Source organism: Samsonia erythrinae (genome assembly GCF_004342665.1).
GTDB lineage: Bacteria > Pseudomonadota > Gammaproteobacteria > Enterobacterales > Enterobacteriaceae > Samsonia > Samsonia erythrinae.
In genome coordinates, this window is the sequence record NZ_SMBY01000001.1 from 488,638 (window position 1) to 513,235 (window position 24,598).

A 24,598-nucleotide genomic window follows, 5' to 3' on the forward strand; every position below is an offset into this window, starting at 1 on the left:
ATATAAACGTACCATCATTGGCTGTTTTCTATACTTTCAACGAGTTGTCATCTGTTTTTTGAGCAATTGGCCATCACACCGCTTTACAAGACTCAACGTACTGTTTATAGTGCGCGTCGTTGCGGAGGAGTGGCCGAGTGGTTGAAGGCACCGGTCTTGAAAACCGGCGACGCGAAAGCGTTCTAGAGTTCGAATCTCTACTCCTCCGCCACTTCCGCATTCTCTCTCCATTTGTTGTATCTCATTTATTTCTCTTACGTCTGTCTCGTAGTGATTACCCGGTAGATCATCGCTACATCATTCGTGATGTTTAGCCAAATCTTTTTCCAGCCAGTACAGAATCACGTCGACGACATAGCGTTGCTCCTCATCGCTGAGCGGACGATGCTGAGCGATATGATGCCATTTCTCCAGACATCCCCGACAGCAGGTCGCGGTAGCGTGCTGCGCGATAAACACCGGGTGGCCGCGCATAGGCGTCTGTTTGCCATCGTTGGTCGGATCGGCTGGCGCCAGCCTGTGAGCGATAAAATCGGCGGCATGAGAGGCGATCGTTTCCTTACCTTTTTGGTAGCAATAGCTGCGTTCTTTCATGCCTAATCGAAAGCGCTGGCGGAAAGGGGAACGGGCAAGCCGGGAAAATAGCGTATCAAACGTGATCATAACCTTAAGTCCGTGAAACCAGAATGATGAAAGAACAGATAAGCGCGTATGCTGGCGCAGAAATCAATAGTAGCCTTGTTATGCCTCTGTAGAATAGAGTGACTGGCATTTAGGGTATACCGTGCGTCAGGTTGAGCAAGTGCGTTATTTTTTATCACTCTCTTCTTCGCTTTCCTGAGCCGCTACATTCGCGTGAAATTAAGGAGAATACGATGCAGCAAGTTGTTTATGTCGCCAGCCCGGAAAGCCAGCAGATCCACGTCTGGCAACTCGGTACTCAGGGAAATCTGACATTATTGCAAACCGTTGACGTTCCGGGACAGGTTCAGCCGATGGTGATTGCGCCGAACAAGCGTCATCTGTATGTGGGCGTTCGTCCTGACTTCAGGGTGTTGAGTTATCGTATTGATGCGCAGGGTAAACTGACGCAGGCTGGCGCCGCTTCTCTGCCGGGCAGCCCGACCCACCTGTCTACCGATTGCGACGGGCGCTTCCTGTTCAGCGCGTCATACAGCGGCGCCTGTGTGAGCGTTAGTCCGATTGGCGCTGACGGTATCGTCGGCGAGCCGATTCAGCAACTGGACGGGCTGGAAGGGTGCCACTCCACCAATCTTGATCCAACTGACCGTGTTTTGTGGGCGCCTTGTCTGAAAGAAGACCGTATTCGCCTGTACGATCTCAGCGCGGATGGAAAACTGAGCGTGCATCGTCAGGCAGAGATGACGACGACACCCGGTGCCGGCCCGCGCCATATGGCTTTTCATCCCAATCAGCGCGTTGCCTATTGCGTCAACGAACTGGACAGCTCGGTGGATGTGTACCAATGGGATGCAGCCAGCGGCGAATGGCAGAACGTGCAAACGCTGGATGCTATGCCGGCAGGCTTCCGCGACACGCGCTGGGCGGCGGACATTCACATGACGCCAAATGGCCGTTTTCTCTACACCAGCGACCGTACAGCCAGCCTGTTGAGCGTTTTCCAGGTGTCTGAAGACGGCTGCACGTTAACGTTGACCGGCCACCAGCCGACCGAAACACAGCCGCGCGGTTTCAATATCGATCATACCGGCGAGTTCCTGATTTCAGCGGGACAGAAGTCTCAGCACATTGAGGTATACCACATCGCCCAACAAACGGGCGAACTGCAACCGCTGGCGCGTTATGCCGTTGGTCAGGGACCGATGTGGGTGACGATCCTGGCAATAGACTAAGTATGTCAGGTTGCGCTCCCCGAGAGACGGGGAGCGTAATAACTCACCGGGTGAGGAAATCTTTAACGTCCAGCAGGATAAACTCATTATCATCGGCCTCATTGGGCTGACGGCTGGATGAAAACGGGAAGTTATTATCATTGCCGACGATGATATGGCGATCGTCAACGACATCGACGTTCTCGATCGTCATGAACGGGAACGTCAACACCCCGTTTGTCAGTGGCTTGCGTGCCAGCTTCTTCGGATCCTGAATATTCATCAGGTCGAGGTAGGCGGATTTATCGACGGGCTTACCGACGTTGTCATCTGAAAATGCTATTTTATAGATTCGTTTAAATCGCGCCGGTGCGCTGAAACATTTCGTGGTTGCGGCACCCGGCTGGCAGGCTTTATCCACGGTGCCTTCATTGCTGTCCCGTTCGATCACTAAACCCTGTCGATCGTCGATCATATTGAAATCGCCAATGGCATTTTGATTGTCTTCCAGCACATATTGCCAGCTACGGCCGGTCCAGACTTGCTTTTTCACATCAAATTCCAGAATGTGCAGGTAACGCTTGCCGGCAACATTTTCGTACTCCTGACGATCCGCATCCCACAATGCGCCCTCCAGCAGTGGATACAGCTTTGAACCGTCTTTTGACGCTGCCATGCCTTCAAAGCCTTTTGAGCGAGACACCTGAAAACTCAGTTTGCCATCCGGCGTGCCGGGAGAGGCTTGTGTTGGGTTATCGGGCGATTTCACGATGTGACCATTGACGCGGGTATCGAATACCGCCTGTATTTTTCCATTCAGGTCGGCTTTGATTAAGTACGGGCCGAACTCATCACCAATCCATAAGCTGTTATCGGCAAACTGAAAACTTTCAGGGTCGAAGTCGGCGCCGGTAAGGTAACGTTTGTCTGTACTCTCATTGACGATATGGAACGGCACGCGTTTATCCGGGTCGTGCAGGAAGCGCGTTTCCAGCCGGTTAACGGTATTGTTTTTAAAATCTATTTGATAGCGATTCAGGTACAGGAGTGAATCGGGAGAATTCGCTTTTGTGCCGTAGCCGTTGTCTGTCAGCACCCAATAGGTGCCATCGGGCATCTTTTTGATGCCGGAATGGCCTTGCAGCGGCTGCCCTTCTACAGGCAGTGCCAACCCTGTTATCCGGTCAGCCGATTTTGCAGGCACGCCGTTTAGGGCCGTGACGCGTGAACCGGTGGTGTATTTACCGCTGATCTTCATATCCGCAGGCGCATCATCGGGCGCGGGGATAAAGGATTTAACCGGCATGACCGCGTGGCCCGCCAGTTCAGCGGGGGCGGCTGACGTCGGCGATGGCTGGGCGGCAAGTGAATGATTCAATCCCAGAAGCGTGGTGAATGCCAGTACTGGCCAACGTAGGGAGAAATAGGGATGCGTTTTCATTACGATTCCTTTTGATTATGGTGAATAAGCCATAAGGCAAGCCACTATAGAAATCGACAATGACAGCAAGATGAAACCGGCGCGGTAAGGTGAATGCCGCGCCGGAAGGGGAGTGCAAAGCGTGGGAGGGTTATCCGCGATACTCGATAATCGATAACCCGGCGTTGTAGTCGGTGCTGTAAATGAGGCCATCGGCATCGACAAACACATCACAAGACTGAATAACCTGCGGTCTGCCGGGACGTTTATCCACCATTCTGGTCGGTGCCGCGGGCACCAGCGCGCCGGTCTCTTTCGGCTGATACGGATTACTGATGTCGTAAGCCCGTACGCCGGCGTTTTGGTAGGTCGCGAAAATCAGTGACGAACTGATGAAGCTGCCGGGACGGTTTTCATGCAGGTTATGGGGGCCGAAATGTGCGCCCTTCTTCACATAATCCGCCTCTTTCGGCTGCGGAAAGGTTGCGATACTGACCGGATTACCCGGTTCCCGAATATCGAATACCCATATTAATTTTTCACCGTCTTCCTGATTATCCAGCACGGCTTCATCCAGCACGATCAGGAGGTTGCGATCCGGCAGCGGTAGCGCCGTGTGTGTGCCGCCGCCAAAGGGGGGGCTCCAGTTGCGGTGACTGATGAGCTGCGGATGAGTACGATCGCGCACATCCAGCAGCGTCAGGCCGCCATCGCGCCAGCTGGCGTAGGCGGTGTCGCCGCTAACGATGGCGTGGTGCAGCGCATAACGCTTGCCTTCCGGCCAGTCTGGGGTTTCTCCGCCAGCGGTATGCATGCCGGGCAACCCGTAGCGGCCAGCGACTTCCGGGCGTAGGGGATCGGCCAGATCGATCGTCAGAAAGATGTAATCGCTGTAGCCATCGAGCAGCGCGGAGACATAAGCCCAGCGTCCGCCCACGTACCAGATGCGGTGAATACCGATGCCGTCCAGTGGCAGGAAGCTGATTTCGCGCGGTTTATCCGGCGTAGAGATATCGAAAATACGCAATCCGGCGCTCCAGCTTTTTCCCTGCGGTTTGGTACTGACCGTGTCAGCGACGGAGCGGGTGTAATAGACCTTTTCTTCGGCAAAGCTGGCGTCGGCAAATAAATCACGCGCATTGACGACAAGCAGAAGGTCGTCATGGGTTTGCAGGTGGATGTTCCAGGTGCCGGGCGGGGCGGCGATAAATCCCGCTGGTTTGGGGTTTTTGGCATCGCGAACATCCACTATCGACACGCCCTGTGAAATCATGTGCCCGATATAAGCGTAACCGCGATGCACCATCACCTGCACGCCGTCAGGTCTGCCACCTTGATCGCTGTGTCCAATCAGCCGCATATTGCGGCTGTAATCGGGCGTTGGCAGAGGAATCGATGCCATACGTTTCTCCGTATTATTTCGCTTGTTTGGCTTCCAGTGTAGCAAACCACGGGGCGATAAAATCATCCGTATGTTCCCAGCCAGGGATGATTTTCGCGAGTCCCGCGACATTAACCGGCCCCGGCTGGCTGGCTAACAACGCCTGTGGAATGGCCGCAGCACGAAACTCGTAGGTTGCGGGCGTCGGTTCACCGGCGATCTTGTTAGCCACCAGCCGCAGGTTAACTTTACCAATCAGTTTCGGATCGACGGCCACGCTGACTTTCCACGGGCTGTTCGCTTCACGCATGAGCTGGAGATCCTGATTGGAGATGTCGATGCTGTACAGTTTAATTTCAGTCCGGCCATTTTCTTTCAATGCCTTATAAGCCCCCTGGCTGAAGGCATCCCAGGCTCCCCAGATGGCATCGATTTTGCCTTTCGGGTATTTCGCCAGCACGGCCCCGACTTTATTGGCCGTATCGCCCTGTACATCGGAAGACACGGCGCCAATCGATTCCAGCTCCTTGATGCCGGGGTTCGCTTTCAGGATTTGCTGATAGGCGAGCTGGCGGCGCTCCATCGGTGGGAAACCGGCGACCCACAGCTTGATGATATTGGCTTGGCCGTTGAAATCTTTCACCAGTTGGCCGAATGATTCATTCGTCAGCGACGCGTCATCCTGTTGCGTGACGGTCACTCCCGGGATTTCACCATTTACGGCGGTATCGAACACCGAGACCGCGATGCCGCTGTCGACAATGCGCTTAATCAAATCGGTAGAGTAGGGATCGCGCCCCTGAGACAGGATGATGCCATCATATTTCTGGCTAATGGCCTGATTGACGAAGTCCTGAAAACGGGCGTCGTCGCCGTTGCTCAGGAAGGTACTGATCTTGAAGCCCAGCTTTTTGCCTTCTTCCAGCACGCCGGAAACAAACTGCGTGGTGTTGTCGTCCGATCCCAGATTGCGGATCACGGCGATGCGAATTGGGCCGTCATGCCTGGCAATCGCCGCCGGAACAGGCGTGATAGCGGCATTCTGATTAGCCAAAGTTGGTAATGCGGTCAGCAGGCTCAGTGCAAGCAGGGCGGGCGTAAAAGTCTTCATTATCAGCTCCATGGCGTTTTATAACGGGATCTTGTGTTGATCAAGTGTTGTGTCGATGACGGTATTGTTATGTTATCGTCACTTTATAGCTGTCTTTATGTCTGGATGTCTATTTAAAAGTGATACCGCATCATAGCGATATCGTGACAGTCGAGGAAGAGGGGCGGGTTATGACTTTTAGGCTTAAGTTATAACGGTTAATGCTGACGACGGAGAGTAAAAATGCCCGCGAGGCGGGTATTTGAAGTTGCTGACAAAGTCCGTAGAGCGAGAGTAACGGATAGATCGTAAAGACGCTGCAAGTACTTCCCTGTAAGCTCGGATTGCGCCATCCCTGGCGCAAACGCTTTACTCTTCTATTCCGTTACTCCCGTTTTCATTCGGTAAATAGGATTGTCAACTGTCTGCAATGCCCGCGAGGCGGGCATTTGATGTGAGGAGAGGAGGAGGAGCGGGTTACTTCTCCGCTTCTTTTTCTTTCATTTCTCGCGCCCAGCGTGGGTGATGCTTACGCGCCCAGCGTTCGGAGACTTTGCCTTCTATCATCCCTTTGATCGAACCTTTGACCCAGAATGCCATGTACATATGGATCAGGATCGCGTGGATCAGCACAATCGCCGCGACCGCATGGATCAGAATGGCGTAACGCACAATATCAATCGGGAACAGGTGGGCAAAATAGGGGCGCCACATGATCACCCCGGTAATCAGCAGGACCAGCGTCAGCCCCATGATGCTCCAGAACATCAGTTTCTGACCCGGGTTGTATTTACCCACTTCAGACACTTCGTGCTCATTGCCTTTCAGGACCTCAATGATGTTGAGGAACCACGGCAGATCGCGTTTCTTCGGAATGTTATGACTAACAAAGCGGAAAAACATCGGGATCAGGCAGATAACGATCAGCACGCCGAAGAACGGATGCAGAATACGCCCCATCTGCGGTGTACCAAATGTCTGCGTCAGCCATTGCAACGTCGGGAAGAACAGGGCAATACCAGAGAGCGCGACCAGGAAAAAGCTAATCACCACAATCCAGTGACAGATGCGATCGATAAACTTGGTACGCAGAATCATTTTTGGCTTACTCATGTTTGTCTCCCCCTTCTTTGTGCTCCTCATCGTGCTCATGCTCCATTTCTTCTGTGTTCGGGCCAACACCGACGTAGTGGAACATTAACCCGGCGAATGTCGCGACAAACCCCAACGCAGATAGCGGCTTCAGTATGCCTTTCCACAGGTTGACCGGCGTGGAAATCTGCGGGTTATCAGGCAGATTGTGGTAGAGAGAAGGCCTGTCTGCGTGGTGCAACACGTACATCACGTGTGTACCGCCCACGCCCTGCGGATCGTACAGACCGGCATGTTCGTAGCCGCGACTTTTCAGATCGGCAATGCGCTCTTCCGCCAGATGTTTCATCTCTTCTTTGGTACCGAAACGAATGGCGCCGGTCGGACAGGTTTTCACGCAGGCTGGCTCTTGCCCGACGCTGACTCTGTCGACGCACAGCGTACATTTATAGACGCGGTTATCCTCTTTGTTCAGACGCGGAATATTGAACGGGCAGCCGGCGATGCAATAGCCGCAGCCGATGCAGTGTTCGGACTGAAAATCGACAATACCGTTGGCGTACTGGATAACGGCGCCGGCTGAAGGACAGGCCTTCAGACAGCCTGGGTCGCTACAGTGCATACAGCCGTCTTTACGAATCAACCATTCCAGACGGTTGTTCTCTTCCACTTCGGAAAAGCGCATCAGCGTCCAGGATTTGGCGCTCAGATCGGCCGGGTTGTCGTAAACGCCGAGGTTATGGCCGACTTCATCACGAATGTCATTCCATTCAGAGCAGGCCACCTGACAGCCCTTACAGCCGATACAGGTGGTGACATCGATCAGCTTTGCCACTTCGCTTTTATCGTTGCGCACATGCGGAGGCGGTGTGAAGCCGTTGGTGGCCGAACGTTTAATAATATCTTGTGATTGCATTGACATAGTTGGCTACCCTTACACCTTCTCTACATTAACCAAAAACGCTTTGTACTCAGGCGTTTGTGAATTAGCGTCGCCGACGCTCGGGGTGAGTGTATTAGCCAGGAACCCTTTACGAGTGGTGCCCTCAAAACCCCAATGGCAGGGAATACCCACGGTTTCCACGCTGCGTCCGGCAATTTCCAGCGTTTTAATACGCTTGGTGACCACCGCTTTGGCTTTAATGTAGCCGCGCTGGCAGGAGATTTTGACTTCATCGCCTGCTTTAATGCCCTTGCTTTTCGCCAGATTTTCACCGATCTCCACGAATTGCTCTGGCTGCACAATGGCGTTCAGGCGCGCGTGTTTCGTCCAGTGGCGGAACAACTCGGTAATTGAGTATGTCGTTGCAACGTAAGGGAAATCCTTCGCTGTCCCCATCGTTTCCGCGTCACGGGCAAATAAACGCGCCACCGGACTGGAAATGACCGACGGGTGCAGCGGGTTGGTGCCAATTGGCGATTCGATAGGTTCGTAGTGTTCCGGGAACGGCCCGTCGACCAATTTGTCCACGGAGAACAAACGGGCCAGCCCTTCCGGCTGCATGATGAACGGTCCGGTGTCTTTGCCCGGTGGAACGGTGGCGGCAAAATCAGGCACATCAATACCTTGCCATTTCTGCCCGTTCCATTCCAGCAGCTTGCGTTGGCTGTCCCAGGGTTTGCCGTGCAGATCGGCGGAAGCGCGGTTATAAAGGATGCGACGGTTTTGCGGCCAGCACCACGACCAGTTTGGCGTGCAGCCCAGACCCGCATCCGCATTATCGCGTCTATCCATCTGGTTGCCAGCTTCCGTCCAGCTTCCGGTATAGATCCAGCAGAAGCTGGACGTGGTGCCGTCATCACGTAATTGTGAAAAATCAGCCAGCTGCTGGCCTTTTTTCAGGATCAGTTTCCCGCTGTCGTCGTAGAGATCGGCCAGCGCCATTCCGTTGGCCTCGCGGGCGATCTCTTCCGGCGTCGGATCTTCCGGGTCTTTATAATTCCAGTTGATATTCATCAACGGATCGGGATAGGCGCCGCCTTCTTCTTTGTACAGTTCGCGCAGGCGCATCAACAGCTTGCCGAGGATTTTACCATCGTGACGCGCTTCTCCCGGTGGCTCGGCCGCAGCCCAGTGCCATTGCAGCCAACGTCCGGAGTTGGCGATAGAACCATTCTCTTCGGCAAAGCAGGAAGAGGGCAGACGGAAAACTTCAGTCTGAATGGATTTCGTATCCACGTCGTTGAATTCGCCGTAGTTCTGCCAGAAGGTTGAGGTTTCCGTTACTAACGGATCGATAATGACCATGTATTTGAGCTTGGAGAGCGCTTCGGTCGCTTTATTTTTGTTGGAGAAAGCCGCAACGGGGTTAAAGCCCTGAACGATGTAGCCGTTCATTTTGCCTTCCACCATCAGTTCGGTTTGCACCATAACGTCGTAGCTACGATCCCACTTCGGCAACCAATCATAACCCCAATTATTCGCGGCCTGAGCCTTATCGCCATAGAAGCTCTTCATCATGCTGATGAAGAATTTTGGCGTGTTTTTCCAGTAGTTAACCTGATCGGGCAGCAGCGCCGTCGGCGTGATTTGCGTGAGGTACGTTTGCAGGTCCGGCTGTTTTTCTGACGGCAGCGGCATATAGCCCGGCAGGTTTGTCGTTAACAGACCGAGGTCGGTATAGCCCTGAATGTTAGAGTGGCCGCGCAGCGCGTTGATACCGCCGCCCGACATGCCGATGTTCCCCAACAGCAGCTGAATCATCGCTGCTGTCCGGATGATCTGCGCGCCGTTGGTATGGTGAGTCCAGCCCAATGCGTACATGAAGGTCGCCGTTTTGTTCGGGACACAGGTTTCCGCCAGACTACGGCAAATCTCTTCGTAATCTTTGGCCGGCGTGCCGCACAGCGATGTCACCATTTCCGGCGTATAGCGCGAGACATGCTTTTTCAGCAGGTTCCAAACGCAGCGCGGGTGGGACAACGTGGTATCGCGTTTGGCAAAACCAGACTCATCAAGTTCATAGTGCCAACTGGATTTATCGTATTGGCGCGTTTGTTCGTTGTAACCGCTGAACAGCCCCCCATTGAAGCTGAAATCATCACGTACAATCAGGCTGGCGTTAGTGTAAGACACCACATAGTCATGATGAATCTTATCGTTTGTGATGAGGTAATTAACGATACCAAGCAGGAATGCGGCATCGGAACCCGCGCGTAAAGGGGCATAAAGGTCGGCAACGGCTGCGGAGCGGTTGAAACGCGGATCGACGACAATCAGCTTGGCTTTGTTTTGCGTTTTCGCTTCAACGGCCCATTTAAAACCAACCGGGTGGGCTTCTGCCGGGTTTCCGCCCATCACAATAATGACATTGGCGTTTTTGATATCAACCCAGTTGTTTGTCATCGCGCCACGACCGAATGTCGGCGCTAACGCGGCAACGGTTGGGCCGTGGCACAGGCGAGCCTGACAGTCGATGGCGACCATACCGAGCGCACGGGTGAATTTCTGGTCGAGAATACCGGTTTCGTTGCTGGCCGCAGAGGAGCACAGCATACCGGTCGTTAACCAGCGATTGACGGTCTCGCCTTTGGCGTTGGTGCGCTGAAAGTTGGCGTCGCGGTCAGCCTTCATCAGGCGCGCGATGCGATCAATGGCGTCGTCCCAGCTAATCCGCTGCCATTTGTCTGAGCCCGGCGCGCGGTATTCAGGGTAGAGCAGGCGGTTTTCGCTGTGAATGTAGTCAACCAGACCTGCGCCTTTCGGGCAGAGAGAACCGCGGCTGACTGGGTGATCGGCATCCCCTTCAATATGAAAAATAGAAGGTTTTGCATTCTTGGCGCCATCGCCCAGGCTATACATGAGTACACCACAGCCAACCGAACAGTACGTGCAATTGTTACGCGTCTCTTTCGCGCGTAACAGCTTATATTGACGTACAGACGCCATCGCTTCCGTGGGTGTAAAGCCCAATACCGCGAGAGTGGTTCCAGCCATCCCCCCCGCGCAAACTTTAAAGAAACCTCTTCTATTCAGTTGCATTAGTTTCCCTGTGTCATTATGTGTCATTTTTGTTGCGAGCAATTTAACAACACATAAATTGTGGGTTTTGCGCAAAATCAAAATTTAAGTATTTAAACCCCCATTACACCTACAAAGAGGTATGTTTTTCTCTCGCTATATATTGTAATATATAGCGAATTTGTTATTTCATCGTTACAAACTATGCTGATCGACGGGAAAATTAGCGTGGAGTTGGGAAGCGTTGTTGCAAAAAGAAAAGCCGGATAAAAATCCGGCTTGTGGTGATGATTATTTGACCTGCATACCCGGTTGGGCGCCGCTGTCTGGGCTCAACAGGAAGATGTCTTTCCCGCCGGGCCCTGCCGCCATCACCATGCCTTCCGAAAGCCCGAAGCGCATCTTACGTGGCGCCAGATTGGCGACCATCACCGTTAAACGGCCTTCCAGTTTGGCCGGATCCGGATACGCTTCACGAATACCGGAAAAGACCTGACGAGTCTCGCCGCCCAGATCCAACGTCAGCCGCAATAGCTTGTCAGAACTGTCAACCAGCTCGGCCTGTTTAATCAGCGCGATGCGCATATCGACTTTGGCAAAATCGTCGAAGTTAATGGTGTCCTGCACCGGGTTATCCGCCAGCGGCCCGGACATGACTTTTTGCGTCGTGGTCATGTCTTCTTTAGAGGCGTCAACCATGGCGCTGACTTTCTCCAGATCGATGCGGTTGAACAGCGCCTTGAATGGATTAACCTGATGATTCAGCAACGGGGCGGCAATCGCATCCCAGCTCAGCTCAGTGTTCAGGAACGCCTCTGCACGCAGTGCCAGTCCAGGCAGAACCGGTTTCAGGTATGTCATCAATACGCGGAACAGGTTGATGCCCATGGAGCAAATTGCTTGAAGATCGGCCTCCCGACCTGCTTCTTTTGCCACCACCCACGGCGCCTGCTCATCGACATAGCGGTTGGCGATATCGGCCAGCGCCATAATTTCACGAATAGCACGACCAGACTCGCGGCTGTTATAGGCCTCCGCAATGCTGGCGGCGGCATCGATAAAGGTTTGGTACAGCGCTGCGTCAGCCAGTTTGTCCGCCAGCTTGCCGTCAAAACGTTTATTAATGAAACCGGCATTACGTGAGGCCAGATTCACCACTTTGTTCACAATGTCGGCATTGACGCGCTGGACGAAGTCTTCCAGATTAAGGTCGATATCGTCAATGCGCGAAGACAGTTTTGCCGCGTAGTAATAGCGCAGGCAATCGGCGTCCAGATGTTGCAGATAGGTGCCGGCTTTAATAAACGTGCCCCGCGACTTGGACATTTTGGCGCCGTTGACCGTGACGTAGCCGTGGACAAACAGGTTCGTCGGTTTACGGAAGTTGCTGCCTTCCAGCATGGCTGGCCAGAACAGGCTGTGGAAATAAACGATGTCTTTACCGATAAAGTGATACAAATCGGCCTTGGAGTCTTTTTCCCAGAAGTCATCAAAATTCAAATCGCCACGCCTGTCGCACAGGTTTTTGAACGAGCCCATGTAGCCGATTGGCGCATCCAGCCAGACGTAAAAATATTTGCCCGGCGCGTCAGGCACTTCAAAGCCGAAATAGGGGGCATCGCGGGTAATATCCCACTGTTGCAGCCCAGCGTCGAACCACTCCTGCATTTTGTTGGCGACTTGATCCTGCAAGGCGCCGGAACGTGTCCAGGCTTGCAGCATCTCGCTGAACGCCGGCAAATCGAAGAAGAAGTGCTCTGATTCGCGCATCTCCGGCGTCGCGCCGGAAACCGCTGATTTGGGGTCAATCAGCTCGGTCGGGCTATAGGTCGCTCCGCACACTTCACAGTTATCGCCATATTGATCGGCTGCCTGACACTTCGGGCAGGTGCCTTTTACGAAACGGTCCGGCAGGAACATGCCTTTTTCTGGATCGTAGAGCTGGGAAATCGTGCGGTTTTTAATGAACCCATTCTCTTTCAGGCGACGGTAAATCAATGCGGACAGCTCGCGGTTCTCTTCACTGTGCGTGGAGTGATAGTTGTCATAGCTGATATTGAAACCGGCGAAGTCCTGCTGGTGTTCCTGACTCATCGCCGCAATCATCTGCTCTGGCGCAATCCCCATTTGCTGCGCTTTCAGCATGATTGGCGTGCCGTGGGCGTCGTCTGCGCAGATAAAGTGAACCTGGTTGCCGCGCATTCGCTGGTAACGAACCCAAATGTCCGCCTGAATATGTTCAAGCATATGACCGAGGTGAATCGAACCATTAGCATAAGGCAGCGCGCACGTTACCAAAATTTTCTTTGCGACTTGAGTCATGAGGAACTTGCTTTCTTTTATGAATAGAGGGGCATTGATGTTAACCGATAGCCCCTTGCTGCGTAAACCGCTGGCAGCCTAAAACGGCAGGAAACCCAATGGCGGGGTATTTTTGCGTAGCGTTTCCACGTTTTTGATGATGGAGAGCGTCAGGCTTTATTGGCTCTGGTATGCTATACCCGGTTTAACGGTTAAATATGAGAATTTCAAGGAGCCGGAATGAACGCTACACTCCCCGAACAACGTCCTGAAGCACTGCGTGCGATGGTCGCCGGGGTCCTATCTGCTTTTCAGCACCCGACGTTGAAAAACAACCTGACGACACTGAATGCGCTGCGCCATTGCGCGCTGCTCAATGATGTGTTGCACATCGAATTGACGATGCCGTTTGCCTGGCTCAGCGGCCTGGCGGTACTAAAAGAGACGGTTAGCGATGAGTTATTGCGTTTATCCGGCGCGAAGGCCATCGAATGGCGGTTAACGCATGAGATCGCCACGTTGCGTCGGGTTAACGATCAGGCTGGCGTGAAAGGGGTGAAAAACATCATTGCCGTCAGTTCCGGCAAAGGCGGCGTCGGCAAATCCAGCACGGCGGTCAATATGGCGCTGGCGCTGGCGGCAGAAGGCGCGAATGTCGGTATTCTGGATGCCGACATTTATGGCCCGTCGATACCCACCATGCTTGGATCTGCCAGCGAGCGCCCGACCTCGCCGGATGGTCAGCATATGGCGCCGATTATCGCGCACGGTCTGGCGACGAACTCGATTGGTTATCTGGTCACGGATGATAACGCCATGGTATGGCGCGGACCGATGGCAAGCAAAGCGCTGTTGCAACTGCTACAGGATACGCTTTGGCCGGATCTGGACTATCTGGTACTCGATATGCCGCCGGGAACCGGGGATATCCAACTGACGCTGGCGCAGAATATTCCGGTTACTGGCGCTGTGGTGGTGACGACGCCGCAGGATATCGCGTTGATGGATGCCATGAAGGGCATCGCGATGTTCGAAAAAGTCAGCGTGCCGGTGCTGGGTATCGTTGAGAACATGAGCGTGCATATCTGTAGCAACTGCGGTCATCTGGAGCCCATTTTCGGTACGGGCGGCGCGCAGAAACTGGCGGAAAAATACCATTGCGCCCTGTTAGGGCAACTTCCGCTGCACATCTCCTTGCGTGAAGATCTCGATCGCGGTGAGCCGACGGTGGTCAGCCAGCCGGACAGCGAGTTCACTTCTCTGTATCGTGAGTTGGCGGGGCAGGTTGCGGCCCAGCTTTATTGGCAGGGCGATGTCATCCCCGGTGAGATATCTTTCCGGGCGCTGTAATTTTCCGCGCTTTTTACCTGGCCGGGAACCACCCCGGCTTGACGCCTGCTTCGGCGAGCGGTTTCCCCCGGCGCAATGCGCGGAAAGGGTGGCGTGACGGGGGCTAACTCCCTATAATTGCCGCGTTAAAGCGCTATTGGCGCGTTCCCCTCTCTTTATTTATGTTATTCAGGTCGTTAATACCATGACTGATCAGTCTCACCAGTGCGTCATCATCGGGATCTCAGGAGCATCCGCTTCGGGTAAAAGCCTTATTTCCAGCACCATGTATCGCGAATTACGCGATCAGGTTGGCGACCAGCATATCGGGGTGATATCTGAAGACTGCTATTATAAAGATCAAAGCCACCTGACAATGGAAGAGCGGGTAAAAACCAACTACGACCATCCAAGTTCTATGGATCACAGCCTGTTGCTGAAACATTTACAGATGTTGAAAGCGGGTCAGGCGATCGAAGTACCGCAGTACAGCTACGTTGAGCATACTCGGAAGCAGGAAACCGTGCACATTGAACCGAAGAAAGTCATTATTCTGGAAGGTATTCTGCTGCTGACGGATGCGCGCCTGCGCGATGAGATGCACTTCTCTATTTTTGTCGACACGCCGCTGGATATCTGTCTGATGCGCCGCATGCGTCGTGACGTCAATGAACGTGGCCGTTCTATGGATTCCGTGATGGAACAGTACCAGAAAACGGTGCGCCCAATGTTCCTGCAATTTATTGAGCCATCCAAGCAGTACGCCGATATTATCGTACCGCGTGGTGGGAAAAACCGCATTGCGATTGATATCTTAAAAGCCAAGATAAGCCAGTTCTTTGAATAAGTCGTGGCATTATGTGATCGATACCGGCGAAGGGAGAATAAAATGAGACTGTGTGACCGTGACATTGAAGCCTGGCTGGATGATGGCCGACTGGTGATTACACCCCGTCCGCCATCAGAACGAATTAATGGCGCGACGGTTGATGTTCGGCTCGGAAATCAGTTTCGTGTTTTCCGTGGGCACACCGCGCCTTTCATTGATCTAAGCGGCCCGAAAGATGAGGTCAGCGCCGCGCTGGATCGCGTCATGAGTGACGAAATTAATTTGCCGGAGGGCGAGGCCTTCTTCCTGCACCCCGGCGAGTTGGCGCTGGCGGTCACGTTTGAGTCGGTGACGCTGCCGGATAATTTGGTTGGTTGGCTGGACGGCCGCTCCTCGTTGGCGCGCCTGGGATTGATGGTTCACGTTACCGCACACCGTATTGATCCCGGTTGGCAAGGAAGAATTGTGCTGGAGTTCTATAATTCAGGTAAGTTGCCGCTGGCATTGCGTCCCGGCATGATGATTGGCGCTCTGAGTTTTGAACCGCTTTCCGGTCCGGCGGCTCGTCCGTACAACCGCCGTCAGGATGCCAAATACAAAGATCAACAAGGTGCGGTAGCGAGCCGGATCGATAAAGACTGAGCATCCGGGCAGTCTGCTTGCGCGAAAGCAGTCGCCGTACGTTTCACAATGAGGATGGCATGAGAAGATTTCTGACAACGCTGGCAATTTTGCTTGTGGTGCTGGTGGCAGGAATGGTGGCCTTGGTTGCGCTGGTTAACCCCAATGACTTCCGCGCCTATATGGTGAAGCAGGTTGAGGAACGTAGCGGCTATCGTCTTCAACTGGATGGCGATTTGCGCTGGCATGTGTGGCCGCAGCTAAGTATTTTATCCGGCGGTATGTCGCTCAGCGCGCCGGGGGCTGGCGCGCCGATTGTCAGCGCGGAGAACATGCGTCTTGATGTCGAGCTCTGGCCGTTGTTATCACACAAACTGGCGGTAAAACAGGTGATGCTGAAAGGGGCGATCGTTCGCCTTACGCCGGAAAGCGCAGCGCAGCAGGCCAACAATGCGCCGATTGCGCCAGCGGGAACGGCGCTGCCTGTTGAGGAACGACGTTGGCGGTTAGGCATTGATAAAATAAAAGTTGCCGATAGCCTGCTGATTCTGCAACGCAGCAACAATGAACAGGTTAATATTCGCGATATCAACCTTTCCATGGAGCAGAACCGCGACCGTCAGATTAGCCTCGATTTATCCAGCCGCATTAATCGCGATCAGCGTGATATTGCCTTTTCTCTTGCCGCTGATGTCGATATGCAGCATTTCCCCCAGCAGGTTAATGCCAATATCACCCGGCTGGATTACCAGCTTCAGGGCGCAGGTATCCCGGCCAATGGGATCAGCGGGACGGGAAGCGTACAGGCAAGCTACCAGCAGCAGCCTGAAAAAATTACATTTACCCAGCTCTCACTCAACACCAGTAATAGCCAACTTTCGGGCGCAGGTAGCGTAACGCTGGGGGATATCCCGCATTACGAACTGGATTTGCTCGCTGAAAACCTGAACCTGGATTCACTGCTGGGGACCGTTTCGGTAAAAGAGAACAACGCCACTTCTACGCCTGTGAAAGTCTCTGCGCCCGTCATTTCCAGAGAGGGGGGGGCATCCAGTCTGGAGAGTGGCTTACAGGCGTTTACGGCGCGTCTGTCGTTACAGGCTGCGACACTGGTCTACCGTGGGCTTGATATCCGGCAGTTTACGTTACGGGCAGACAATCAGCCGGGACGACTGGATATTACGGCCTTGAGCGGTGAGCTGGGGGGCGGACGTTTTTCTATACCCGCTAAAGTCGTAACGACATCTGCGCCCAATATCACGCTGTGGCCGGATATTAAAGACGTTGAATTGTCTCAGGTGATGCCAGCGCTTGCGTTGCCGGAAACCCTCAGCGGTCAGTTTTCCATGAAGGGACAATTCGAAAGCAATAGCCTTGAACTCCCTGTACAGATGCAGAAGTGGCATGGAGCGGCGACGTTGCAAGCCAACAATGTTCGTCTACAGGGTCTGAATATTCAGCAGATGGTGCAGATGGCCGTCGCGCGCAGTAACGGCAATGTGCGGGGGCAAGAGCGATACGAACGCTATACTGAACTGCAACAGTTTACGGGAAAAGCGCAATTGAACGCGGGAAAATTACGGCTGACCGATCTCCATGGCCGCTCAGAATTATTGTCGCTTAATGGCATAGGACAGTTCGATTTGCCAGCAAGATCGTGTGATGTCAATTTGAACGTGTCTATCACGCAAGGGTGGCAGGGGAATGAACAGCTGGTCAGCGTGCTGAAAAACACGGTTATTCCGCTGCGTGTCTATGGCGAATGGGGTAAGCTGAACTATCAGTTACAGGTTGATCAACTGCTGCGTAAACGCCTCCAGAATGAACTGAAGAAACGTTTGAATGACTGGGCCAGTCAAAATCAGCAGAGCCAGAAAGGGAAAGATCTGAAGCAGTTGCTCGACCGCCTTTAGTTTTCCCTGCGCGGTTCCCTCTACGCCGATTTGCAGAGTCTCGTCAGCAAATCGGCGCTGTTATCCGATGCCTTCCTTACGTTTGTTCTATGCCTCGCGTCTGACTTTGTGCCAGGCGTCTCTTTTTTAACTCCGTATATGAATATTTTTCTCTTTTTTTATTTCCTAAGGCAGTAAAATCCGCCCTTCTTTTGGGCTCGGCACAAGCTGCTGCTGGCGATTTTTCAGGTTATTCATTGCTCAGGTATCGAAACCAACTATGCTCGAACTTTTGATTGGTGTTGCTGTAACGGTTCTGGTAGGGCGTTACATTATAAAAGGGTACTCCGCCACCGGTGTATTACTGGTTGGCGGATTATTGCTGCTGGCAATCAGTGCCATGCTGGGGAAAAACGTATTGCCGGCCAGCGCGAAGGCGACGGGCTGGAGCGCAACGGATATTGTTGAATACGTAAAAATTTTGCTGATGAGCCGCGGCGGCGATCTCGGCATGATGATTATGGTGCTGTGTGGATTTGCAGCTTATATGACGCATATTGGCGCAAATGATGTCGTCGTCAAGCTGGTCTCCCGTCCGCTAAAAATGATTAACTCGCCCTATTTGTTAATGATTGCGGCCTATTTTGTCGCCTGTCTGATGTCGCTGGCGGTGTCATCAGCAACGGGATTGGGAGTGCTGTTGATGGCAACCTTGTTCCCGGTCATGGTGAACGTGGGGATCAGTCGTGGCGCCGCCGCGGCAATCTGTGCTTCTCCCGTGGCGCTGATCCTGTCGCCGACGTCGGGCGATGTTGTGCTGGCTGCGCAGGCTTCACAAATGAAGCTGGTAGACTTCGCTTTTAAGGTCACCTTGCCCATTTCCATCATGGCTATCGTGTGTATGGCTGTGGCGCACTTCTTCTGGCAGCGCTATCTGGACAATAAAGCCAATGTCAGCCATGAAATCCTGGATGCAAGCGAAATCAAGACGGATGCTCCGCGTTTTTATGCCATCCTTCCTTTTACGCCGATTATAGGAGTGCTGGTGTTTGACGGTAAATGGGGGCCGGAGCTGCATATCATTACCGTATTGGTTATCTGCATGGTGCTGGCTGCGGCGCTGGAATTTATGCGTTCGTTCAGTGCGCAAAAGGTGTTTGCCGGACTGGATGTGGCTTATCGTGGGATGGCGGATGCGTTCTCTAGCGTGGTGATCCTGCTGGTGGCTGCAGGCGTTTTTGCTCAGGGACTTAGCACGATTGGCTTTATCAGCGGCCTGATAGGTCTTGCGCAGTCATTTGGCAGCGGCGGGCTGGTGATTATGCTCGTACTGGTGGCGATCACGATGTTGGCCGCGATGACGACGGGATCGGGTAATGCGCCGTTTTATGCGTTCGTTGAGTTGATTCCCAAACTGGCGTCACAGATGGGGATCAATCCGGCCTATCTGGCGATTCCGATGCTTCAGGCCTCCAATTTGGGGCGCACGATTTCTCCGGTATCCGGCGTGGTGGTCGCCGTTGCCGGCATGGCGAAAATATCGCCTTTCGAGGTCGTGAAGCGTACTTCTGTTCCGGTTCTGGTGGGGCTGGTCGTGGTCATTGTTGCTACAGAGATTATGGTGCCAGCCTGATTCTTAACGGCAAACCACCCCTGCCTGCCGGCAGGGGCGATGGGGAAGCCCGGCATCTGAGAGGGCGTTGTCCCGCCGTTATTACACTTCAAAATCCGACGATGAGTTATGATTGGGAGTGATACGAACCTCCACGATACGGTGGCTTTCCACTGCCAGAATGGTGAAATCATAGTCATCAATGGATACGGTATCACCTACTTGCGGTATGCGCTGAGCATGCTCCATCAGCAGCCCCGCCAACGTATAATATTCACGTTTTTCATCTAATTTCAGCGGGACATACATCGTCAGGTCTTCGAGCGGGATGTAGCCGTTTACGGTCCAACTACCGTCGTTATTCTGCTGAATGCTGTGGCGCGCATCGCGATCTTCGCCTTCACGCGGCAGATTGCCGGCAATGGTTTCCATTACATCGCTCAGAGTGATAATACCTTCCATCGAACCAAATTCATCGACGACAAACGCAAAGTGCGTCCTTCCTTCTCTAAACTGTTCCAGCGCCTGTAAAAGAGAAAGTTGCTCAGGAAAAACCAGCGGCTGGCGGATTAGAGCGCGCAGGTTAAACGGCTCGCTGTTTAGCTGCTGCTGGAGTAAATCCGCAACGTGCACGATGCCGAGTGGTTCGTCGGATGCATTGCTGTCAGTGATTACGAGGCGGGAATGCGGGTTGGTCTTTAGCCATTGAGCCAGTTCATCTTGTTTAATGTCCAGTTCTACTGGCTCGATATCATGCCGCGACGTCATAATGCTGCTGATGGTTCGCTGTGCCAACCCCAATACCCGTTTTATCATCCGGCGTTCCTGGAGGTTAAAGACTTCCTGACCTGCCTTTGTGTTGTCTGCAATCATTGACGAGGTTTGATTATCCAGCTCGGCTTCTTCATGGTTACCGCGTAAAATGCGCAAAACGGCTTCGGCGGTGCGTTGGCGCAGTGGAATAGAAGAAAGAAAACGCCGACGGTTAAACAGGGAAACCTGATTCAACATCTCAATCAGTACCGAGAAACCTATCGCGGCGTAGAGGTAGCCTTTAGGAATGTGGTAGCCAAACGCGTCTGCAACCAGACTGAAACCAATCATCAGCAGAAAACTGAGGCACAGGATAACGATAGTCGGATGCTCAGCAACAAAGCGGGTCAGCGGTTTGCTGGCCAACAGCATCAGGAAGATGGCAATCGTTACGGCGGACATCATGACCAGTAGATGGTCGGTCATACCGACGGCGGTAATCACGGAGTCCAGTGAAAAAATGGCATCCAGCACCACGATCTGTGCCACAACTGGCCAGAAGCGCGCGCCGCTACGCTGAGCATGCTGCTCTTCATCTTTTCCTTCTAGCCGCTCATTGAGCTCCATCGTGGCTTTAAACAGCAGGAATAAACCGCCAACCAGCATGATGACATCGCGCGCGCTGAAGGTGTGTCCCAGGAGCGTGAACAGAGGGGTTGTCAAAGACACCAGCCAGGAAATAGACGACAGCAAAATCAGCCGCATGACCAGGGCGAGCAGCAGACCGACCACTCTGGCTTTATCACGTTGTTCTTTCGGTAATTTTTCAGCCAGAATGGCGATGAAGATAAGATTATCAATGCCCAGAACCAGTTCCAGGACAACCAGCGTGGCCAACCCGGCCCATATCGTTGGATCTGCGATCCACTCCATATCTCTTTTTCACCTTTAAATGACGATAACCCCTGTAGCGTATCAGGGCATGTGCAGATGAACCAGAATTTGTGGGGATAAACTTTTGCTATGAGGGGTATGCTCAAAACCAACGCACACTGCGTTCGTGGCTACGTGCAACAAATCGCGCGGAAATGAATTTAATGTTAAAAAAACAGGTTGCCGATCTTAAGCAAAATTTTATGCTGTATAACAGGGATAGAGATCGTACCATGAGCATGTTACGAAACAGGGTATAGAATGGCGCGATGTTGTTAATCTTCATGTAATTATGTAATTTTATATTCCAGACGGCGTTTTTAGCGCCGGACTGAACCAAATTTATTCTTTTAGTCGGTTTTTTATACTGATGGAGGTTTTGTAACAGTGGATGCCCGTAGTCTTATTCTGAAAAAACCCTTCCTAAACATCTTGTCCTTGTACTCTTACTTAGGTCGTCAATACTATGTTAGCCATTGAGGCTGAGTATTCCCCCTTTACACCTGAGGGGCCGGGTCTGGATCAAAAAATGTCTCTGTTGTCATCAAGGCATTCATCCGGCGACTTACTTTTGTCGTACAACAAAAATGATAATAAATCTGTAACCTAAAGTTTTAAAATTTAAATCACAGGACGGGAGCCGTACTTTGATAGTGCGTTGGTAGCTACAAGCCAAGGGCGGTAGCGTGCCTGATGCAGAAACCTACAACGGTTGATGGTGGTGTAAAAATGCAAGAGTTCGTAGCGATATTTATCAGCGCCTTTTTAGCGCTTTTCTTAGCCAGAAAGGCGGCGATTCGCGTTGGATTAGTGGATAAACCCAATGTGCGTAAAAAGCATCAAGGCCACATTCCTCTCGTTGGCGGTGTGTCCATTTATTTTGCGCTGTGGGTTTTGTATGTGCTACAACCCGGCTGGTTACCTGACTTTTCCCTCTACATGGTTTGTGCGACTGCGCTTTTGGTTGTTGGTGTACTGGATGACCGTTTTGACCTCCCCGTTTTACCCCGTGTAGGGCTGCAGGCTGGTGTTGCGGCTTTAATGATGTATGCGGGGTTGTACCTGGAAACGTTAGGGAATGTTCTCTTCGGGTATGAGCTTGTTCTCGGCGTCTTCGGCTACACGGTAACGTTATTTGCCGTATGGGGCGCTATCAATGCTTTTAATATGGTTGATGGCATTGATGGCTTACTGGGTGCCCTTTCCTGTGTTACTTTTGGTGCGCTTGCAATTGTATTTTATCTGGACGATCGCAACGAATTGGCGCTCTGGAGCGTGTGTCTGTTAGCGGCGACCTTGCCTTATATCCTCCTTAACTTGGGCATCGTGTGGGGGAGAAAGTTTAAGGTGTTTATGGGAGATGCGGGTAGTACGCTAATCGGCTTTACGGTTATATGGCTCCTGATACTGGCCACGCAGGGGGAAAAAGCGGTGATTCGCCCGGTCACTGCGCTTTGGTTTATCGCTATTCCGCTGATGGATATGGTTACAATTATGGTGCGCCGCGTTCGGCGAGGCGATAGTCCGTTTAAACCCGACCGTGAGCATTTGCACCATATATTAATGCGTGCAGGTTTAACACCCCATCAGGCGTTGGTGCTTATCCTTTTTGTTGCCATGATATTTTCGGCTATAGGCATTTTTAGCGAGCGTGTTGGCGTAACTGAGCCTATCATGCTGGGGAGCTTTTTGCTGGTTTTCTGCGGTTATTTCTGGATGATTAACCGCATATGGCGTGTGTTGACATGGTTTAGAAAGACAACCCGAGACCCGCACTCTATTGTATCGGGCGCGGAGAAGAATAGTTCTACACCATTAAAACGGTGAATTAGCCGTTTTTACACCTTACATCGAAGGGTAATTTGATCATTTATTCTCTATAATAACGAGCTATTTTGTAGGGGTTTGCACAATCTTTAATCAAGAGCGGCGGCATAGACAGGATGATAAAGCACAAGTTAAAACTGATATCGTTGACGGTATCAGTAGCGCTACTTAGCGGTTGTACCATAATTCCGGGATCTCATCTTTCTACCAGTGGTAAAAATGTAATAGAGCAGCAAGATGCTGATTTTAATATTGATAAGCTAGTCAACGTTTATCCGCTGACGCCTTATCTGGTCGATAAAATGCGACCAAAACCATTGATTGCACAAACCAACCCTGCGCTGGAACGTGAACTCCAACAGTATGAGTACCGTATCGGTATTGGCGACGTCATCATGGTCACCGTGTGGGATCATCCCGAACTCACCACGCCGGCAGGAACCTATCGCACGGCTGCCGATACGGGGAACTGGGTGCATTCTGACGGTACAATCTTTTATCCTTATATCGGTAAGGTCAAGGTTGCGGGTAAAACAGTAACGCAGGTGCGCGAAGAAATTGCATCCCGATTGGCGACGTATATAGAATCCCCTCAGGTTGATGTCAACATCGCGGCGTTCCGTTCTCAAAAAGCATATGTAACGGGTGAAGTGAAAACTTCAGGCGAGCAACCTATCACCAACGTACCATTAACCATCCTTGATGCGATTAACAAGGCGGGCGGGTTAAGCGAAAACGCAGACTGGCGTAATATTGTTCTGACGCATAACGGTCAGGAGAAACGTATCTCTCTGCAGGCGCTGATGCAAAATGGTGACCTATCCCAAAATACTTTGTTATACCCTGGCGACATCCTCTACATCCCACGTAATGACGATCTAAAAGTGTTCGTTATGGGGGAAGTGAAGAAACAAAGTACGCTAAAAATGGATCGCAGCGGTATGACGCTGACAGAAGCGCTGGGTAATGCCGAAGGCATGGATCAATCTCTCGCAGATGCGACTGGTGTCTTTGTCATTCGTCCTCTTCGCGGCACGCAAGGGCCGAAACTGGCTGATATTTATCAACTCAACGCAGCTGATGCTACCTCACTTGTCATGGGCGCTGAATTCCAGTTGCAGCCCTATGATGTGGTTTATGTTACTACTGCACCGGTCGCTCGCTGGAATCGCCTGATTTCACAACTCGCACCGACGATCTCAGCCTTTAACGATTTGAGTGAGGGTAGCCTGCGAATCCGTACTTGGCCATAGAGATAACTATGTTTGATTCAATCTTAGTAGTTTGTGTGGGCAATATTTGTCGGTCACCAACGGGTGAGCGTTTGCTGAAGAAGGCATTACCGACGAAGAAGATTGCTTCAGCTGGGTTAGGGGCATTAGTAGGCAAGCCTGCGGACTCTATGGCTACTGATGTGGCGACTCAACATGATCTTTCCCTTGAGGGGCATGAGGCGCAGCAGTTAACCTCAGCGCTTTGTCGCCAGTACGATCTGATATTGGTGATGGAAAAAGGGCATATTGATGGCGTATGCCGTATTGCACCTGAGGTACGCGGGAAGACCATGTTATTCGGCCATTGGCTGAATCAGCAGGAAATTGCCGATCCGTATCGTAAAAGCCGCGAAGCTTTCGAATTTGTTTACTCGCAACTTGAGCTGTCTGCGCAAAAATGGGCGCAGGCACTAAGCCGTTAATAAGTCAG

General features: G+C 52.4%; 18 protein-coding genes and 1 tRNA gene. 10 read left to right on the top strand and 9 right to left on the bottom strand.

All coding sequences use genetic code 11. From position 1 onward, the window contains the following. Positions 1 to 123: 123 nt before the first annotated feature. A tRNA-Ser gene (locus tag EDC54_RS02225) sits at positions 124 to 211 on the top strand. A gap of 86 nt (positions 212 to 297) precedes the next feature. Here EDC54_RS02225 and EDC54_RS02230 read toward each other — a convergent pair. Beyond that, on the bottom strand, positions 298 to 663 hold the full coding sequence (locus EDC54_RS02230; RefSeq protein ID WP_132452799.1) for a DUF4186 domain-containing protein: 366 nt from the start codon (positions 661 to 663) through the stop codon (positions 298 to 300). Between the two features lie 212 nt (positions 664 to 875). Here EDC54_RS02230 and pgl point away from each other — a divergent pair, with 212 nt between their 5' ends. Continuing rightward, positions 876 to 1,874 (top strand): 6-phosphogluconolactonase, encoded by a 999-nt coding sequence (gene pgl / locus EDC54_RS02235; protein WP_132452801.1) that lies wholly within the window; start codon positions 876 to 878, stop codon positions 1,872 to 1,874. A 43-nt stretch (positions 1,875 to 1,917) separates the two neighbouring features. Here pgl and EDC54_RS02240 read toward each other — a convergent pair whose 3' ends face one another. From EDC54_RS02240 to metG, 7 genes are all read right to left on the bottom strand, one after another. Beyond that, entirely contained in the window at positions 1,918 to 3,294 is a 1,377-nt protein-coding gene (locus EDC54_RS02240) for an esterase-like activity of phytase family protein (RefSeq protein ID WP_132452803.1), read from the bottom strand. Between the two features lie 130 nt (positions 3,295 to 3,424). Then, positions 3,425 to 4,675, bottom strand: a complete 1,251-nt coding sequence (locus EDC54_RS02245; RefSeq protein WP_132452805.1) for an LVIVD repeat-containing protein — start codon at positions 4,673 to 4,675, stop codon at positions 3,425 to 3,427. 13 nt (positions 4,676 to 4,688) lie between these two features. After that, a complete protein-coding gene (locus EDC54_RS02250; RefSeq protein WP_132452807.1) occupies positions 4,689 to 5,765 on the bottom strand; it encodes a sugar ABC transporter substrate-binding protein in 1,077 nt (358 codons plus the stop codon). A gap of 456 nt (positions 5,766 to 6,221) precedes the next feature. Then, complete coding sequence (fdnI, locus tag EDC54_RS02255; protein WP_132452809.1) at positions 6,222 to 6,857, bottom strand: formate dehydrogenase-N subunit gamma; 636 nt, start codon at positions 6,855 to 6,857, stop codon at positions 6,222 to 6,224. Continuing rightward, a complete protein-coding gene (gene fdxH / locus EDC54_RS02260; RefSeq protein WP_132452811.1) occupies positions 6,850 to 7,758 on the bottom strand; it encodes a formate dehydrogenase subunit beta in 909 nt (302 codons plus the stop codon). Before fdxH ends, fdnI begins: the two co-directional genes overlap by 8 nt. Before the next feature lie 12 nt (positions 7,759 to 7,770). Further along, entirely contained in the window at positions 7,771 to 10,818 is a 3,048-nt protein-coding gene (fdnG, locus tag EDC54_RS02265) for a formate dehydrogenase-N subunit alpha (protein ID WP_132452813.1), read from the bottom strand. 270 nt (positions 10,819 to 11,088) lie between these two features. Further along, the gene (gene metG, locus EDC54_RS02270; RefSeq protein ID WP_132452815.1) at positions 11,089 to 13,119 is read right to left on the bottom strand and encodes a methionine--tRNA ligase; all 2,031 of its coding nucleotides are present in this window, start codon (positions 13,117 to 13,119) and stop codon (positions 11,089 to 11,091) included. Between the two features lie 219 nt (positions 13,120 to 13,338). Here metG and apbC point away from each other — a divergent pair, with 219 nt between their 5' ends. The 5 genes from apbC to dcuC all read left to right on the top strand — a co-directional run bounded on the left by apbC (position 13,339) and on the right by dcuC (position 19,402). Then, positions 13,339 to 14,448: an iron-sulfur cluster carrier protein ApbC gene (apbC, locus tag EDC54_RS02275; RefSeq protein ID WP_132452817.1), complete on the top strand. Its 1,110-nt coding sequence runs from the start codon at positions 13,339 to 13,341 to the stop codon at positions 14,446 to 14,448. Positions 14,449 to 14,632: 184 nt separating this feature from the next. Then, positions 14,633 to 15,274 carry a uridine kinase gene (udk, locus tag EDC54_RS02280; RefSeq protein ID WP_132452819.1) on the top strand — a complete coding sequence of 214 codons (642 nt, stop codon included), beginning with the start codon at positions 14,633 to 14,635 and terminating at the stop codon, positions 15,272 to 15,274. A 42-nt stretch (positions 15,275 to 15,316) separates the two neighbouring features. Then, positions 15,317 to 15,898: a dCTP deaminase gene (gene dcd, locus EDC54_RS02285; RefSeq protein ID WP_132452821.1), complete on the top strand. Its 582-nt coding sequence runs from the start codon at positions 15,317 to 15,319 to the stop codon at positions 15,896 to 15,898. Between the two features lie 59 nt (positions 15,899 to 15,957). Then, entirely contained in the window at positions 15,958 to 17,790 is a 1,833-nt protein-coding gene (gene asmA, locus EDC54_RS02290) for an outer membrane assembly protein AsmA (RefSeq protein WP_132452823.1), read from the top strand. Positions 17,791 to 18,049: 259 nt separating this feature from the next. Next, entirely contained in the window at positions 18,050 to 19,402 is a 1,353-nt protein-coding gene (dcuC, locus tag EDC54_RS02295) for an anaerobic C4-dicarboxylate transporter DcuC (protein ID WP_132452825.1), read from the top strand. An 81-nt stretch (positions 19,403 to 19,483) separates the two neighbouring features. Here the strand turns inward: dcuC and EDC54_RS02300 are convergent, their stop codons facing one another. Next, positions 19,484 to 21,067, bottom strand: coding sequence for a TerC family protein (locus tag EDC54_RS02300; protein WP_132452827.1), 1,584 nt, complete (start codon positions 21,065 to 21,067; stop codon positions 19,484 to 19,486). A gap of 729 nt (positions 21,068 to 21,796) precedes the next feature. On the opposite strand from EDC54_RS02300, the gene wecA reads away from it, so the two are divergent. The 3 genes from wecA (at position 21,797) to EDC54_RS02315 (ending at position 24,590) form a co-directional block, all read left to right on the top strand. Then, a complete protein-coding gene (gene wecA, locus EDC54_RS02305; RefSeq protein WP_132453622.1) occupies positions 21,797 to 22,894 on the top strand; it encodes a UDP-N-acetylglucosamine--undecaprenyl-phosphate N-acetylglucosaminephosphotransferase in 1,098 nt (365 codons plus the stop codon). A 116-nt stretch (positions 22,895 to 23,010) separates the two neighbouring features. Continuing rightward, the gene (locus tag EDC54_RS02310) at positions 23,011 to 24,147 is read left to right on the top strand and encodes a polysaccharide export protein (protein ID WP_132452829.1); all 1,137 of its coding nucleotides are present in this window, start codon (positions 23,011 to 23,013) and stop codon (positions 24,145 to 24,147) included. An 8-nt stretch (positions 24,148 to 24,155) separates the two neighbouring features. Continuing rightward, positions 24,156 to 24,590 carry an arsenate reductase/protein-tyrosine-phosphatase family protein gene (locus EDC54_RS02315; protein WP_132452831.1) on the top strand — a complete coding sequence of 145 codons (435 nt, stop codon included), beginning with the start codon at positions 24,156 to 24,158 and terminating at the stop codon, positions 24,588 to 24,590. Positions 24,591 to 24,598 lie beyond the last annotated feature (8 nt).